The organism is Vibrio variabilis (genome assembly GCF_003263785.1).
GTDB classification, from domain to species: domain Bacteria; phylum Pseudomonadota; class Gammaproteobacteria; order Enterobacterales; family Vibrionaceae; genus Vibrio; species Vibrio variabilis.
Window position 1 is genome coordinate 57,328 of record NZ_JYJK01000061.1, and the last position, 15,873, is coordinate 73,200.

Here is a 15,873-nt window from a genome sequence, read left to right on the forward strand (position 1 = left end):
GCCGCAGTCAATCTAGTTAGCGTGTCAGCAGCAGAGAGCCCTCTGCTGCGATAGTGATGTCTAACACACCATCAAGTGAATCAGATGTGCTGCCCGTTAGTGCACATTCAAAACTGGCACTCTCAAGCCCTAGTTTCCAAACCGGCAGCGAAAGCTGCACAGAGCCTGCCCCAAGGTTAAAGCCACTAATCACCACTTCATCCTCTAGTTGACGTGCGAACACCAAACTAAACTCATCAACGTGAAGCGGGACAAAACTGCCGCGCTGCAACGCTTTTGAAGCTTTACGAAGCGAAATCAATTGCTTGCAATACGGGAGCCAGTGACTTGTCTCAACTCGCTCCCATGGGAAGCAGCGACGATTATCGGGATCATGTGTCCCCTCAAGCCCTACTTCCACACCGTAGTACAAACACGGTGTGCCAACGTAGGTCATGAGAAGCTGTAAGGCGATAGCAAGACGATTCTCATTGCAAGCCAACGTGGTGAGAAAACGTTCCGTATCATGGCTATCAAGCTGGTTTAATTGCGATAATTGATTACTCCAAGGCACTTTTGCACTGGCCTCTTGAAGCCAGCTTAAAAACTCGTGGCAGTCGATGTTGATAGGATCAAACGCAATGTCTTTGCCCGCGAGAAGCGCGCGCAGAGGATGAGCAAAACCATAGTAGTTCATGGCGCCATCTTCTTGGTCGCCCTGTAGCCACTGGGTTGCTTCAAAGAAGTGCTCGCCCAGCATGTAGGAGTCAGGATTCACCGACTTCATCGACTCACGAAACGCTCTAACATAATGAGCATTATTTGCCGCGCCTTCACCTTCCCCAAGCATATGAATCACGTCAAAACGCCACCCGTCTATGTTGTAGGGTGGTTTCAACCAATGTTTGATCACTGAGTCTTCGCTTCGATAGATATGATCGCGCACTTCTTCATTGTGGAAGTTTAGAACCGGTAGCGTATCGATGCCCTTCCAACCCACATACTGTTTGGAGTCGTCATTAAAGAAGTAGTAGTCGCGGTAGGGACTGTCTGCTGAGGTGTAAGCACCGTTACTCTCTTCTAACACGTCAAACCATGGATGAGCGACAGAGGTGTGATTGAGTACTGCATCCAGCACCACTTTCATGCCTCTTTGATGCAAGTTGTCTGCAAGTTCGGCAAATTGTTGATTGGTACCAAACTTAGGATCGATGGAATAGTAGTCCACCGTGTCGTACTTGTGGTTACTGTATGAGGTAAATATCGGATTAAGGTATAAAGTGGTGATCCCAAGCTCTTGCAGATAATCCAACTTAGACTCGATACCCGCTAGGTCGCCACCATAAAACTCAACCGCACCCGAGTTGCCATGATTGCCGACTGGCTCACCCCACTGTTTCTTTACAGACTCACGATTGCGATTAGGGTATTGATACTCGCCAGTCTCGACGCCAATACTCGGGTCACCATTGCAAAAGCGATCCGGAAAAATCTGGTAGAACACTTGCTCTGCGACCCAGCTTGGTGGCTGGTCTGCGCGGTTATATTTGAAGTGGTACTCTCGCCCCGGCATGCGGCTGTGCGTACCACGCGCATCAAGCCAATATTGACCAGTCGCAGTCAGCGCCTTGAACACATAGTAAGTCACGTCTTTATCGGCACTCAGTGGCAGTGCTGCTTGCCAAATGTCTAACTGACCTTTGGTACCCACCTTAGTCAGCTCGACTAGATATTCTTCATTGTCCGGCTCATGACGAAGCTTAATTGACTCAAATTTATCTTGCTCAGCAAATAGACGAATAGTGAGTTGATCACCTTCTCGCACTAACCCATCTTGGGTTTGCGGATGATATAGAAATGGCTGGTCCATTATGATTCTTCTGTTATAGGGAACGAGGTAGGATAATTGTAGAAGAATCAGCGACAGAAAAAATCCCCCTTCAAATTGAAGAGGGATCACAGATTGTAGGCTTAGCTCGGGAGGCTGAGGCCTTTAAATAGAGATGATTAGCTGAGCAACAAACTGTCGTCAGCGAGCTCTTCACCACGTACTTTGGAGAACATTTCCAGTAAGTCTGGCACTTGCATATTGGCACGCTGCTCGCCTTCTACATCAAGGACAATTTCGCCTTGGTGCAGCATCACAGTTCGATCGCCACAAGCCAGTGCATCTTTCATTGAGTGCGTTACCATCATGACCGTGAGATTAAACTCTTGAATTACCTTTTTGGTGAGATCGATAACGAACGCCGCCATGCGTGGATCGAGTGCCGCCGTGTGCTCATCCAGTAACAGCAGTTTACTGTCTGACAGTGTCGCCATCACCAAGCTCACCGCCTGACGCTGACCACCAGATAACAAACCAATGTTGTCCCCTAACCTGTCTTCAAGTCCAAGTCCTAGAATGCTGATGCGCTCTTGGAACAGCTTGCGACGTTTACTCGACAGCGACAAGCTCCAGCCGCGCTTTTTACCACGCATGTAGGCCAGTGCCATGTTCTCTTCGATAGAGAGATCGCCACAAGTACCTGCTAAAGGATCTTGGAACACGCGTGCACATTGGTTGGCACGTTGATCGACAGTTTGGCGAGTCACGTCCATATCGTCGATTAAAACACGTCCACCGACCATTGGCGTTTCACCGGTGACCGCACCTAACAAGGTGGATTTACCGGCACCGTTAGAGCAATCACCGTCAAAAACTGGTGCTCAGGTACCTCTAGGTTCACCCCTTTCAGTGCACGATTTTCCAAAATCGTCCCCGGATTAAAGGTGACTTGAATATCTTCTAATCGAATCATGCTGCATTCCCCGTGTTGCCTGATTGAGAGACCGCTTTACTCATAGCAGGCTTAACGACCTTTTTTGCTTTGAGGTTTCCTTTTATCTTCGGCGCAATCAGCGCGGCTGCCACTAGTACCGCAGTGACCAAGTTTAGGTCCGACGCTTGCAAGCCAAACATGCCCGTACTCAAGGCAAAGGCGACGGCCAAACGATACAGAACAGAGCCGACAATGACCGCTGTGACCGCCACCCAAATCTTGCGACCCGGAATCAACGTTTGACCTAAAATGACGGCAGCCAGACCCACAACAATCGTACCCACACCGGATGTCACATCCGCGAAGCTGTTGGTTTGTGCGAAAAGTGCACCCGCAAAACCGACAAAGCCGTTTGATAATGCCAAGCAAAAGTAGGTATAGAACGAAGTACTTGCCCCTTGCGCTTTGACCATACGTGCATTTACGCCAGTGGCACGAAGACCCAAACCAAAGTCGCTGTTCAGCAGTCGAACGACAAACCAAGCTGAAATCAGCACCAACACGCCAACCACCAGCGGGCGAACATACATTGCATCCCCATCATTTCGAACGGAGTCAGAATGGTGTCTTCGCCAAGCAAGGCCATGTTTGGTCGACCCATGATACGAATGTTGATCGAGAATGCCGCAATCATTGTGAGGATAGACGCAAGCAAGTGAAGAATACCGCAGCGCACCGCAAGAAAGGCGGTCACCCAGCCCGTTGCAGCTCCGGCAATAATCGCCATTCCTGTTGCTACCCAAGGATTAATACCAGCAACAATCGCGGTAGCCGCCACCGCAGCCCCATAGGAAAGCTGCCGTCAACACTCAGATCAGGAAAGTCGAGAACGCGAAAAGTAAGATAGACACCCAGGGCAACCAGTCCATAAATGAGACCAATTTCAAGGGCTCCAAAAAATGCAAAAGCAGACATAACTACTCCACTGCTGTTTAACAAGTGCTGTTTAAGAAAAGAAGACTTAATAAAAAAGCTGGATCCGAAGATCCAGCTTCATCGCAATGCAAGACTTACTTAACGCTTGTTGCGCGATCCATCACTGTTTGAGGGATAGTCAAACCCAATTTTTTCGCAGCCGTTGCGTTGATCACCAAATCAGAACCTTTTGCCACTTTCACATCAATTTTGCCTGGTTCCGTACCTTCAAGAATCTGCGCTACGTAATCCGCTGTTTGTACACCGATTTGGTAGTAATCGAAACCAAGGCTCGCTACCGCGCCACGTTCAACATACGACGTTGCCGCACCGAACACAGGTGTCTTGGCTTGGTTAGCTGAGACAATCATACCTTCGATGGCACTCGCTACCGTGTTGTCGATAAGTGCGTAAATGATGTCGGATTTCGCTGAAATAGCTTGAGTCGCGGTTTGTACATCGGCACTTTTAAGCGCTGTTGCTTCCACTAGCTCAATACCACGCTTGTCTGTGCTCTCTTTTAGCAGCTTCATTAGGCTCACTGCGTTCGCTTCGCCTGGGTTGTAAACCACACCAATGCTCTTCACATTTGGCATGATCTCTTGGATAAGCTCGACGTGCTGATCGACAGGTGATAGATCCGATAGACCTGTCACGTTCTTACCTGGCTGTTCAAGCTTTTTTACCAGCTTCGCACCCACAGGATCAGTAACGGCGGTAAACACTACCGGAATGTCGCGTGTCGCTGAAACCAGTGCTTGAGCTGTTGGTGTCGCGATACCCACTAACACGTCTGGGCGCTCACCCACGTATTGGCGAGCAATTTGCACTGCAATTGCAGGATTGCCTTGCGCAGTTTTGTAGTCAAACTCGAGGTTTTTACCTTGCTCGTAGCCTTTTTCTTTAAGGCCGTCGACCAAGCCTTGGCGTGTCGCATCGAGCGCAGGGTGCTCAACAATTTGCGATACCGCGACTTTTGCTGTTTTTGCCATGATGCTGGCTGAAGACAGCAACGCCACACCGGTTAATGCTGCAGTGACAATGATCTTGCTTGCTTTCATCTTAACTCCTTGATTAAGCAACCCTGAATGAGTAGAGACACTCTACTCACTAATGGGGATATAGGTGTATTATTTAATTTACACTTCGTGAATTATTTTTTGATTCCCTGCTACTTCTACCAGCAAGACAACCAAATTGAAAGGTATTATTAACATTCGCATTAGATAAACGTGCTATCCATGTGCTTTCGCAACCAACATTTAAACAAATGCGTACATACAGCGATACATGCGACTAATATTCACTCAAAAATCAGCGTAATCCATTTTTGACAAAAGTGAAGCTTTGTGAGTGCAATTCTGTGAAAGATGTCTATATTCATACAGATAGCGTAATCGTCAACGAGTTGACTACATCCAATCGCGAGGGAACGTTTAGTATGCGTCTATTACTTCTTTTACCCCTGTTTTTTCTATTGGCGATGCCTCGACAGCTCGAGAGTTTGAAGGCAGCAAGTTAGAAAAAGTGACGACCGTGAATGGCGTTCCTTGGTCAATTCTGACGGTGGGTGACTCAGAGCTGTTAATGACGTTAAGAGAGGGTCAAATGCTGCTCGTCGATACCAAAAGTGGCAAGCAAACATCGATTAGTGGGCTACCTGCGATTTATGCCTCAGGCCAAGGCGGCCTGATGGACATTCACCCAAGCCCATCTGAAGCTAACGTTTATTACTTCACCTACGCGAAACCTGTCGGTAAAGGGGGAGCGACCACTCTTGCGAAAGCGACCCTAGATGGCAACAAACTCACAGACTGGCAAGACCTCTTCACCAGTAATGTCTCTGTCACCTCAGGTCGCCACTTTGGGAGCCGAGTTGCTTTTGATGATAAAGGTTTGGTCTATATGACCATAGGGGATGCAGGTGACAGGGATAATGCTCAGCAGACCGACAATCATGCCGGTACCATCGTTCGCTTAAATCAAGATGGATCGATTCCAAAAGACAATCCGTTTGTCGATAACCAAGATTTTGCTCCAGAGATTTACTCCTATGGTCACCGTAATCCACAAGGTTGGTATTTGACAGCAAACGGGCACAATTATGGACGATAGAGCACGGCCCGAGAGGCGGCGATGAGCTCAATTTAGTCAAAGCGGGTCTCAACTATGGCTGGCCAATCACCTCCCACGGGAAAGAGTATTGGGGTCCCATCAATGCCGGAGAGGCGCAAGAGAAAGAAGGTATTGAATCACCGAGCAAAGTTTACATCCCTTCCATTGCACCAGGGTCATTACATTTGTACGAGGGCGAGGAGTTTCCAAGGCTCAATGGCATCTTGCTAATCGGAGCACTGAAGCTCACTCACATCAACATTCTCGATATCAACGAAGCTGGACAAGTGCTAGAAGAAAGACGCTACTACGAAGAGCTTGGTGAGAGAGTACGCGATATCACCACCGATTCAGCAGGCCACGTGTGGTTTAGCACTGATAGTGGTGCGATTTACAAGATTAGTCGCCAGTTCCAATAAAAGCGGTCAAATAACAGCAAGGTTATCGCGAGAGCGGCGACAACATCAAACTAACACTCGCCGCAAAGTTGTTACAATTGCACACCCACCCTTGCTAAAACGAACAAGCCCCGCTCATCATTGAGCGGGGCTTGTGTTTGTTTATCAGTCAATTGTTGTTAAAACCAGCGATCAAAGTCGCTTCTATCAAGCTGCCTAAAAGCGCGATTCAACGTAATGGCGAGTTCTTTGTACTTAGGCTTCGCTTTTACTGGTTCCATCGCAGCGCCCGATTCAACAATCTTTTGGTGCAGCTCGCGATACCAAGACGCTAGAGCCGGAGGCAGTTGCGTGTTGTAACGATTTCCCAACCACCACATCCCCTGCAAAGGCATACTAATCGCGAACAACGCAATCACAATGGCCTGTGGCAGCGCATGAGCATTGTTGAAGGCCATTTGTGTTAGGACACTAATGGCAGCAACAGCAGGCATGACTTTGATACCAAATCGCGTTGCTTTAATGATGCGCTGCTCTGGAAACAGGGGCGTCAGTTCTTTGCGCATCGGCCAAAGTTCCATGTACTTTTGACCATTTTTTAAACTCTGAGTCAGACTTGCTCTCTCGCTCATAGCTAACCTCACTAAAAAAAAGTTGAACTATTCAACTAAATCAGCAAAATATTGACGGAAGTTAAGATTCTTTCAAATTTATTTTGTTATCTTCTGCCATTATCGTTATTCTTTGCGAATCCTCAATCTCATTGTTGTCTTTATTTACAAAATAGGCAACCGTCGAGATGACCGTCGCAAGGACGCTAATGTGGTTTTCTTGGGAAAATCGCATATTATTATACGGCAATTGATGATTTTATGACCAAGAGTGATAGGCATTTTTCATCGCCTCTCAGTCTTGAGATACGTTTACATCCTTGATCCCCGATCAGATAAAATACAGGTAACCTCTAATGTCTAAGCTGGTTTTAGTTTTAAACTGCGGCAGTTCTTCTCTTAAGTTCGCCATCGTTGATGCAGAAAACGGTGATGAGCACCTAACAGGTCTTGCAGAATGTCTTCACCTTCCAGAAGCTCGTATCAAGTGGAAACTTGATGGTAAACACGAAGCTCAACTAGGTAACGGCGCTGCTCACGAAGAAGCATTAGCGTTCATGGTAGAGACTATTCTTGCTTCTAAGCCTGAGCTAAAAGCAAACCTAGGCGCTATCGGTCACCGTATCGTTCACGGTGGCGAGCAATTCACATCTTCTGCACTCATCACAGACGATGTACTTAAAGGTATCGAAGACTCTGCAACATTTGCTCCTCTTCACAACCCTGCTCACATCATCGGTATCGAAGCGGCGAAGCACAACTTCCCAGAGCTTAAGAACGTAGCGGTATTTGACACTGCGTTCCACCAAACTATGCCTCAAGAGTCTTACCTATACGCTCTACCGTACAACCTGTACAAAGAGCACGGCATCCGTCGCTACGGCATGCACGGTACTTCTCACCTATTCATCGCACGTGAAGCAGCTGCGCTACTTGGTAAGCCAGCTAACGAACTGAACATCATCAACTGCCACCTAGGCAACGGTGCTTCTGTTTGTGCTATCAAGAACGGTGAATCTGTAGATACTTCAATGGGTCTAACTCCTCTTGAAGGTCTTGTAATGGGTACTCGTTGTGGTGACATCGATCCTGCGATCATCTTCCACCTACACGACGCACTGGGTTACTCTGTTGAACAAATCAACAACATGCTAACGAAAGAGTCTGGCCTTCTAGGTCTAACTGAAGTGACTTCTGACTGTCGTTTCGTTGAAGACAACTACGGTGAGAAAGAAGAAGCAACACGTGCAATGGACGTGTTCTGCCACCGCCTAGCGAAATACGTAGCTGGCTACACTGCCTCTCTTGACGGCCGTCTAGATGCTATCGTGTTCACTGGTGGTATCGGTGAAAACTCTGCACCAATCCGTGAGATGGTTCTAAACCGTCTAGGCGTATTCGGCATCGAAGTTGACGGTGAAGCTAACCTTAAAGCACGTTTCGGCGGCGAAGGTACTATCACTGCAGCAAGCAGCCGCATCCCAGCAATGGTTATCTCTACTAACGAAGAGCTAGTCATCGCTGAAGACACTGCGCGCCTAGCAGGTCTTTAATGTTCAAACTGGCTAACCTAGGTTAGCCAGTTTTCTTATAGGGCTCAGTGAAAAACTTGCTTGCGCTTATTTGCCATTCATCGAACCACTGAGTTTCTTCCCCCATATATATAGTTTGAGGTACTCAAAGAATGTCCCGTACTATTATGCTTGTACCTACTAGCGCTGGTGTCGGTCTTACCAGTGTTAGCATGGGTGTCCTGCGTGCAATGGAGCGTAAGGGTGTAAACGTATCGTTCTACAAACCTGTTGCTCAACCTCGCCACGGCGGCGATCAGCCAGATCTGACTTCTTCTATCGTCGGTAACAGCAGCGACGTAAAAGTGGGTCAACCACTTCCTATGTCAGAAGCCGAAGCCCTGATTGGTAACGAGAAGCTAGACGTGCTTCTCGAAACCATCGTTGAGCGTTACAACCAAATCAACAAAGATGCAGACGTAACACTTATCGAAGGTCTAGTGCCAACTCGTAAGCACCCGTTTGCCAATGCAATCAACGAAGAAATCGCGAAGACACTTGGCGCTGAAATCGTATTCGTTGCAACGCCAGGTACAGACAACCCGAGCCAGCTTAAAGAGCGTATCGAAGTTGCATGTTCTAACTACGGCGGCACTAAGAACAAGAAGATCTCTGGCGTTATCATCAACAAACTGAATGCACCGGTTGATGAAGCAGGTCGTACTCGTCCAGATCTCTCTGAAATCTTCGACGATGCAGACACAGCTCAGCAAGCTAACCTTGAAGTCATGCAAATCTTCAACACTAGCCCGATTCGTGTTCTAGGCTGCGTGCCTTGGAAGATCGACTTGATCGCAACTCGTGCTGTAGATATGGCAGAGCACCTAAACGCTGAAATCATCAACGAAGGTGACATCGCTAAACGTCGTATCAAGAGCATCACGTTCTGTGCACGTTCACTACCAAACATGATTGAGCACTTCAAGCCGGGTTCTCTACTAGTAACTTCAGCGGATCGTCCAGACGTTATCGTTGCAGCGGCACTAGCTGCGATGAACGGTGTTGAAATCGGCGCTATCCTACTAACAGGTGGTTACGACGTTCCTGCTGAGATTGCTGACCTTATCAAGCCAGCGCTAGACACTGGTCTTCCAATCTTTAAAGCGCAAGGTAACACTTGGCAGACTTCTCTGAACCTACAGAGCTTCAGCCTAGAAGTTCCAGCTGACGATAAAGAGCGTATCGAGTTCGTAAACGAGCACGTTGCAGGTCACATCGACGGCCCTTGGATCGATTCTCTACTAGAGGGTACGGTTGGTACTCGTAAGCTAAGCCCACCAGCATTCCGTTACCAGCTAACTGAGCTTGCTCGTAAAGCTGGCAAGCGTATCGTTCTTCCTGAAGGTGACGAGCCACGTACAGTGAAAGCTGCGGCTATCTGTGCTGAGCGCGGTATCGCGGAATGTGTGCTGCTTGGTAACCCAGAAGAGATCAAACGTGTTGCAGCACAGCAAGGCGTTGAGCTAGGTGCTGGCGTCACTATCATCGATTCCGATGCAGTACGTGAAAACTACGTTGCTCGTTTGGTTGAGCTACGTGGCGCGAAAGGTATGACTGAAGTTGTAGCTCGTGAGAAGCTGCAAGATTCTGTATACCTAGGCACTATGATGCTTGAAGCGAACGAAGTTGACGGTCTTGTATCTGGCGCTGTCCACACAACAGCGAACACTATCGTTCCTCCGTTCCAAATCATCAAGACTGCTCCTGGTACGTCTATCGTATCGTCAATCTTCTTCATGCTTCTGCCTGATCAAGTATTGGTATACGGTGACTGTGCGATCAACCCAGATCCAACCGCTGAGCAACTTGCTGAAATCGCTATCCAATCTGCAGATTCTGCAGCAGCGTTTGGTATTGAGCCACGCGTTGCGATGATCTCTTACTCGACTGGTGAGTCTGGTAAAGGTGCTGATGTAGATAAAGTCCGTGAAGCAACGAAACTGGCTCAAGAGAAGCGTCCTGATCTTATCATCGACGGTCCTCTACAGTACGATGCGGCAATCATGGAGAACGTAGCGGCTTCTAAAGCACCTAACTCTCCAGTAGCAGGTAAAGCGACCGTATTTGTATTCCCAGACCTAAACACGGGTAACACAACATACAAAGCGGTACAGCGTTCAGCAGACCTAGTCTCTATCGGTCCAATGCTGCAAGGTATGCGTAAGCCAGTTAACGACCTGTCTCGCGGCGCACTAGTAGACGATATCGTTTACACAGTTGCACTGACTGCGATTCAATCTGGTCAAGAGCAAAACTAAGTTTGTTCTAACTGAATGAAAAAAGCCTCCAATTGGAGGCTTTTTTAGTATTTGAGGTTTCAGGAAAGCAAACTAGAACACTTCGTTGACGTGGAAGTAGAAGGTTCCACCATGCTCACCATAGCCAATATCCGCGCGTACATTGACCTTGTCTTTGATTTTGAATCTAAAGCCAGTACCAGCACTGGCTAACGTTTTATCCCACAGCCCGGATACATTTTCTGATACCGTACCCGCCGCGCCCCAGAAAACGACACCGACTCGCCAATATACTGGCAAACGGTACTCCACCTGCCCCATCATCATTTGGTTATCACGATAGCGGCCAAGTATATAGCCTCGCATTGCATCCGCTCCACCAAGATCTGGCAGTTGATTCCAAGGTACGTTGCCTGAGGTTAAGTTGCTTGTACTTGCCATGCAAACAATCCCGGCATAGGCGCTAACGTATGGTATTGAGAAGCTTTGAGCGAATACTTGCCAAAGCTCTCTGAGTTAGTGGCATCGTGATACAAACCCAAGTCGGCTTGTAACAAAGTGCCTTTCGTCGCGTTAGTCACGTTATCTCGGGTGTCGAAGACGTTTGAGACAAACACACCGTAGCTGGTGTTGTCGGTAAGCTCATTGGCAATCGAGCCAAGGTTTTGGTTCTCAAACGTCTTGTCGTGAGGGCGCACCGACTTCACATTGGCACCTAAGCCCAAGAAGTAATCTCCAGAAACTCGAGTCAGCCACGTGGGTTTGACATCGACCACTTGCTCTTTGAAGTCAACCTTATTACCGTCTTGCTGCCCGTTTTCATAGCCTTGGCCGTAGTAAACCGCCGCATCATCAAACACTTTAATATCGGTGTAAACGCGGTTATCACCGCCATTGTAAAAGTGCTTATTACTGAACGTAATCCCCATAGAGCCATTCGATGACGCATACGGGTTGATCACCATAGAAGAAGGCTGACCCGCCCCATCACTCGGGTCACCATATAAACCCACATACAACAGTCCAAGCCCCAAGCCCTGCTCTGGCTTGTAGAACACTGCCGGAATGTAGCTCGAGTTAAGACCTTTATCTGCATCGTATTCCGACTCTGCACCAAACACACCTAAAAAACGATCAAGCTTTTCTGTGGTTGGGTTTGGAGTGTGCTCAACAAGAGGCACAATATGATCGTCAGCTAGCGCAAGAGAAGTCGTGATACTGCATGCCAGCGCCAGTGCAGTTTGAGCAAATAAGGTTCGCATGATTGGGATTAATGGGGTTGATAATAAAGGCTGGATTATAGAGGAAAAACACCTAATTGCAGCGATTCAAATGTAAAAAAACTGCAGATTTTACCCTGCAGTTTTTTAATCGCTGTTTTAATCTGTTGGTGGGTATTAGCCTTGGATACCAACGATTAACCATGGCGCATTTGGTTGGGTCAAATCACGCTCAAGGTGCCAAATATCTTCGATGTCTTCCTCGATGTTTTCAACGGCATCGCGGTAGCGACCAGAGAATTGAAGACTCAACTGTGCTTTGTTGGCATCGTAATCCGCACGAACAATCTCTGCATCAACATACATCACGTCAGTGTGCTGCTCGCCCTCAAGCTTGGCACGCTCACTAATGAGGTCTTGCAGCAGGCTTGCTGATACATACTCTTCGATTGTGTGCAGCTCGTTGTGGTTCCATGCACCTTGAAGGATGCGGTAGTGCTCACGAGCACCATTCAAGAATGCAGCTTGATCAAAGCCCGGCGGGTAGTTGTGAGGCACTTCGCTGTGTCCTGCTGCGCCAAAACCACCTGTTGAAGCCGTTGATGCTGGCTGTTCAAAGTTCTGGAAGTTTGAAGGCTGCTCGAACGGTTGACGAGAGTGACCGCCAAACGCCGGCTGCTGCCTCTGCTGATTCATACTGCCCTGCTTCGCCCCCAGCATACCGCGCATCAGTTTGAAGATCACAAAAGCAATCAAACCAAAAATCAAGATATCCATGAAGTTGATGCCTTCAAAAGCACCACCAAAGAAAGCAGCTAAAAGACCACCAGCAAGCAAACCACCTAAGATACCGCCCATCAGACCTTTCTTACTGCTACTAGCTTTGTTTTGATCTTGACGACTGATGTTATTGGTATTTTGTTGTTGCTGCTTTGGTGCCGGAGCCGTTTTAAAGCTCTTACCAAATGATTTACCGCCACCGAATTTCTTTGCTTCGGCTACCGGATTCACCGCCACTGCCAGCACTAACAGCGCGACGAAGGAAAATAAACGTTTCATTCTCAACCTTTCGTTATTGTCACATTACATCGTAAGTCCTATTACGACTTATACCCAAGCAAATCTCGCTGAACCAGCATCTTGAGGCTACTTGGGTATATTACGCATCATATACTGAGCTTAGCATTAAAGGAACGCTTCAAATGCTCGGACTTGTTTCAGAATATTGCACGTTTGTTACGGTATACACACCGTCTATGACAATATTTCAAGAACACAGTGTTATACCGACCACTATCTCAAAAGTGCGTTGCAACCTTGCAATCACTGGCTTCATTTGTTGACGCTAACCTGTCCCAACACTAAAATAACGAACCGTGTTCAATTAAGAATCCATCACCATGGCCCGCAGAAACGATCATACCCGGGAAGAACTTATCGACCTGACGCTGACTACTGTCAGGGATTACCTCAACGAGAACTCCTATCACTCGCTGAGTCTTCGCAAGATTGCCACGCTTATTGGGTATGTTCCCAGCACCTTGGTGAATATTTTTGGCAGTTACAATTTACTGTTACTTCATGCCGTTGCTCGCACCGTGGACGAGTTGTCCGAAGAATCGAGACAAGTCATCGAAAAGACCGACAACGCCGAGCAAGCCTTGTATGCGCTGGCGATTTGCTATCATGATTTTGCAAAGAAGTACCCGTATCGTTGGCAGTTAATATTTGAGCACAACATGAATGGTGACCAACTTCCAGAATGGCAGTCGCAACGCATCGACGGTATGACCGGCATGTTGGAACATTTGTTGTCTGAGCTTCGCCCAGAACGTTCGCCGGCTGACGTCATGAAAGCCAGTCGTGTACTTTGGGCTGGCGTGCACGGTATCACGCTACTCAGTGTCGATGACAAGTTTTTCACCTCAGAACCTATTGATGGCAGCGTGCTCATCAAAGATCTCATCTCAAATTACCTCAAAAGCTGGTAATGAAAAGGAAAGGTAATGCCTAACACCAAAACTGCGTCTTTACTTACCGAAAGACGCTTTATGCCCTACTTTGTTACCCAGTTTTTCGGCGCATTCAACGACAACATTTTTAAAAACGTTTTACTGCTTTTTGTTGCGTTCGCTGGCCCACAAGTTCTACCTATTTCTAGCAACTTGTTCATCAACCTTGCAGCAGGCTTGTTTATTCTACCTTTCTTCTTGTTCTCTGCTTCCGCAGGTGTCCTGGCTGACAAATACGAGAAGTCGTGGTTCATTCGCAAAGTTAAGCTCGCAGAGATAGGTATCATGTGCCTTGGCGCCGTTGGTTTTGTCACCGAAAGCTATGGTATTTTGCTGCTGCTGTTATTTTTGATGGGTACCCAGTCTGCGTTCTTTGGTCCGGTAAAATACGCGCTATTGCCGCAGCAACTCAAACCAAACGAACTGTTATCTGGCAACGCCTTGGTTGAGACCGGGACTTTTCTCGCGATTCTGTTGGGTACTTTAGGTGCGGGCATTATTGCCTCCGCTGAGAGCGCGAAATATGTGGCGGCAGCCAGTGTGATTGTGTTCGCAGTGGCCGGTTATATTTCGAGTCGTTCGATCCCCAATGCACCTGCGGCAGATCCAGAGCTTAAGTTTCGCTGGCAGCCAGTTAAACAAACCAAGGAAACGCTCAAGATTGCTCACCAAGATAGAGTCGTATTCCAATGCATCATGGCGATCAGCTGGTTTTGGTTCTTGGGCGCGGCTTACTTAACGCAATTCCCGAACTTCACTAAAATCCATCTGATGGGCAATGAGGCTGCCGTCTCTTTCCTATTAGCACTGTTCTCTGTCGGTATTGCCCTTGGCTCCATGCTGTGTGACAAGATGTCAAAAAACCGTATTGATGTCGGCATTGTGCCAATTGGTAGCCTTGGCATCACTATTTTTGGCGCATTGATGGCGTTTGCCGTACCCGAAGAGCTTCCGCAATTTGAATCGTTTAGCGAGTTTGTTTCTCACTCAGCCCTTTGGCCTGTGTTTGGCTATTTGCTTGCTCTTGGCGCCTCTGGTGGTCTGTTTATTGTCCCTTTGTATGCCCTCATGCAGCAGCAAGCAAAACCGACAGAGCGCGCTCGCGTGATTGCTGCACTCAATATCTACAACTCTCTGTTTATGGTGGGTAGTGCCGTACTGGGTATTGTTGGTCTTTCAGTACTTGGACTTTCTATTGTTGAGCTGTTTGTCCTGCTCTCAGCGCTTAACTTCTTGATGGCTGCTTATCTGTTTTTGCAAGCACCAATCTTTGTGGTGCGTTTCCTTATTTGGATCATGACGACCATTATGTATCGTATCAGCCACAAAAACCTGCACCACCTACCAGAGAAAGGCGGTGCGCTGATTGTGTGTAACCATGTCAGTTACATGGATGCGTTGGTCATGAGCGCTGCAAGTCCGCGCTTGATCCGCTTTGTTATGGAAGAGGACTACGCAAACTTCAAACCGGTGCGTCGCTTCCTAAAGCGTGCCGGTGTGATCCCGATTTCCGCCAAACGTAAAGGCTCGATTCGCCGCGCGTTTGTGGAAATTGAGCAAGCACTCGCGGCAGGTGAAATTGTTTGTATCTTCCCAGAAGGCCGTTTGACAGCTGATGGCGAGATGAATGAGTTTATGCGCGGCATCGATATCGTTCTTAAACGTTCGCCAGTTCCGGTTATCCCGATGGCGCTAAAAGGTTTATGGGGAAGCTACTTCAGTCGTCATAAAGGACGTGCATGTAAAGGGCTACCCACTCGATTTAGAGCAAAACTGGAGCTAGAAGCAGGGACACCTGTGCTTCCGGAGGACGCATCGAGCCAAGCTATGTTCCAAAAAGTGTCTGAACTGCGTGGTGACTACCGCTAAGCAGAACCACATCATTGACCAGCTTAACGGGCGTTTAGTTTTACTGAACGCCCGTTAAATTTTATTTAGTTTTACTTACCTTAAACTCTCGCTACACTTTGCTAACTATTAACTGGCATTTCTA

At 47.8% G+C, this 15,873-nt stretch carries 10 protein-coding genes and 3 pseudogenes; 5 read left to right on the forward strand and 8 right to left on the reverse strand.

What is annotated here, in order from left to right; genetic code table 11:
* Nucleotides 1-16 precede the first annotated feature (16 nt).
* The 4 genes and pseudogenes from malZ to TZ48_RS08990 all read right to left on the reverse strand — a co-directional run bounded on the left by malZ (nt 17) and on the right by TZ48_RS08990 (nt 4,777).
* Nucleotides 17-1,849, reverse strand: a complete 1,833-nt coding sequence (gene malZ, locus TZ48_RS08975; RefSeq protein ID WP_112478917.1) for a maltodextrin glucosidase — start codon at nt 1,847-1,849, stop codon at nt 17-19.
* A gap of 137 nt (nt 1,850-1,986) precedes the next feature.
* A pseudogene (locus tag TZ48_RS08980) lies at nt 1,987-2,780 on the reverse strand (ABC transporter ATP-binding protein).
* Nucleotides 2,777-3,716: pseudogene (locus tag TZ48_RS08985) on the reverse strand (ABC transporter permease). Before TZ48_RS08985 ends, TZ48_RS08980 begins: the two co-directional pseudogenes overlap by 4 nt.
* A gap of 95 nt (nt 3,717-3,811) precedes the next feature.
* A complete protein-coding gene (locus tag TZ48_RS08990; protein WP_112462260.1) occupies nt 3,812-4,777 on the reverse strand; it encodes an ABC transporter substrate-binding protein in 966 nt (321 codons plus the stop codon).
* 547 nt (nt 4,778-5,324) lie between these two features.
* Between TZ48_RS08990 and TZ48_RS08995 the strand changes: the two are divergent.
* A pseudogene (locus TZ48_RS08995) lies at nt 5,325-6,250 on the forward strand (PQQ-dependent sugar dehydrogenase).
* 158 nt (nt 6,251-6,408) lie between these two features.
* Here TZ48_RS08995 and yfbV read toward each other — a convergent pair.
* Nucleotides 6,409-6,861 carry a terminus macrodomain insulation protein YfbV gene (yfbV, locus tag TZ48_RS09000; protein ID WP_112478918.1) on the reverse strand — a complete coding sequence of 151 codons (453 nt, stop codon included), beginning with the start codon at nt 6,859-6,861 and terminating at the stop codon, nt 6,409-6,411.
* Between the two features lie 335 nt (nt 6,862-7,196).
* Here yfbV and TZ48_RS09005 point away from each other — a divergent pair, with 335 nt between their 5' ends.
* Nucleotides 7,197-8,393: an acetate kinase gene (locus TZ48_RS09005; protein ID WP_112478919.1), complete on the forward strand. Its 1,197-nt coding sequence runs from the start codon at nt 7,197-7,199 to the stop codon at nt 8,391-8,393.
* A gap of 131 nt (nt 8,394-8,524) precedes the next feature.
* Complete coding sequence (pta, locus tag TZ48_RS09010; RefSeq protein ID WP_112478920.1) at nt 8,525-10,669, forward strand: phosphate acetyltransferase; 2,145 nt, start codon at nt 8,525-8,527, stop codon at nt 10,667-10,669.
* Nucleotides 10,670-10,741: 72 nt separating this feature from the next.
* Here pta and TZ48_RS09015 read toward each other — a convergent pair whose 3' ends face one another.
* The 3 genes from TZ48_RS09015 to TZ48_RS09025 form a co-directional block, all read right to left on the reverse strand.
* Complete coding sequence (locus TZ48_RS09015; RefSeq protein ID WP_112478921.1) at nt 10,742-11,089, reverse strand: hypothetical protein; 348 nt, start codon at nt 11,087-11,089, stop codon at nt 10,742-10,744.
* Nucleotides 11,068-11,910 carry a hypothetical protein gene (locus TZ48_RS09020; protein ID WP_112478922.1) on the reverse strand — a complete coding sequence of 281 codons (843 nt, stop codon included), beginning with the start codon at nt 11,908-11,910 and terminating at the stop codon, nt 11,068-11,070. The genes TZ48_RS09015 and TZ48_RS09020 overlap by 22 nt, the downstream gene beginning before the upstream one ends.
* 135 nt (nt 11,911-12,045) lie before the next feature.
* Nucleotides 12,046-12,927, reverse strand: coding sequence for a Tim44 domain-containing protein (locus TZ48_RS09025; protein ID WP_112478923.1), 882 nt, complete (start codon nt 12,925-12,927; stop codon nt 12,046-12,048).
* A 341-nt stretch (nt 12,928-13,268) separates the two neighbouring features.
* Between TZ48_RS09025 and TZ48_RS09030 the strand changes: the two genes are divergently transcribed.
* Nucleotides 13,269-13,859, forward strand: coding sequence for a TetR/AcrR family transcriptional regulator (locus TZ48_RS09030; RefSeq protein ID WP_042499038.1), 591 nt, complete (start codon nt 13,269-13,271; stop codon nt 13,857-13,859).
* A gap of 15 nt (nt 13,860-13,874) precedes the next feature.
* Nucleotides 13,875-15,749, forward strand: a complete 1,875-nt coding sequence (locus tag TZ48_RS09035; protein WP_112478924.1) for an MFS transporter — start codon at nt 13,875-13,877, stop codon at nt 15,747-15,749.
* Nucleotides 15,750-15,873: the final 124 nt, after the last annotated feature.

Coding starts and splice junctions, on each gene's coding strand:
- TZ48_RS09035 (WP_112478924.1), top strand. CDS start 13,875: ATGCCTAACACCAAAACTGCGTCTTTACTTACCGAAAGACGCTTTATG.
- TZ48_RS09005 (WP_112478919.1), top strand. CDS start 7,197: ATGTCTAAGCTGGTTTTAGTTTTAAACTGCGGCAGTTCTTCTCTTAAG.
- TZ48_RS09025 (WP_112478923.1), bottom strand. CDS start 12,927: ATGAAACGTTTATTTTCCTTCGTCGCGCTGTTAGTGCTGGCAGTGGCG.
- TZ48_RS08990 (WP_112462260.1), bottom strand. CDS start 4,777: ATGAAAGCAAGCAAGATCATTGTCACTGCAGCATTAACCGGTGTGGCG.
- malZ (WP_112478917.1), bottom strand. CDS start 1,849: ATGGACCAGCCATTTCTATATCATCCGCAAACCCAAGATGGGTTAGTG.
- TZ48_RS09030 (WP_042499038.1), top strand. CDS start 13,269: ATGGCCCGCAGAAACGATCATACCCGGGAAGAACTTATCGACCTGACG.
- yfbV (WP_112478918.1), bottom strand. CDS start 6,861: ATGAGCGAGAGAGCAAGTCTGACTCAGAGTTTAAAAAATGGTCAAAAG.
- pta (WP_112478920.1), top strand. CDS start 8,525: ATGTCCCGTACTATTATGCTTGTACCTACTAGCGCTGGTGTCGGTCTT.
- TZ48_RS09015 (WP_112478921.1), bottom strand. CDS start 11,089: ATGGCAAGTACAAGCAACTTAACCTCAGGCAACGTACCTTGGAATCAA.
- TZ48_RS09020 (WP_112478922.1), bottom strand. CDS start 11,910: ATGCGAACCTTATTTGCTCAAACTGCACTGGCGCTGGCATGCAGTATC.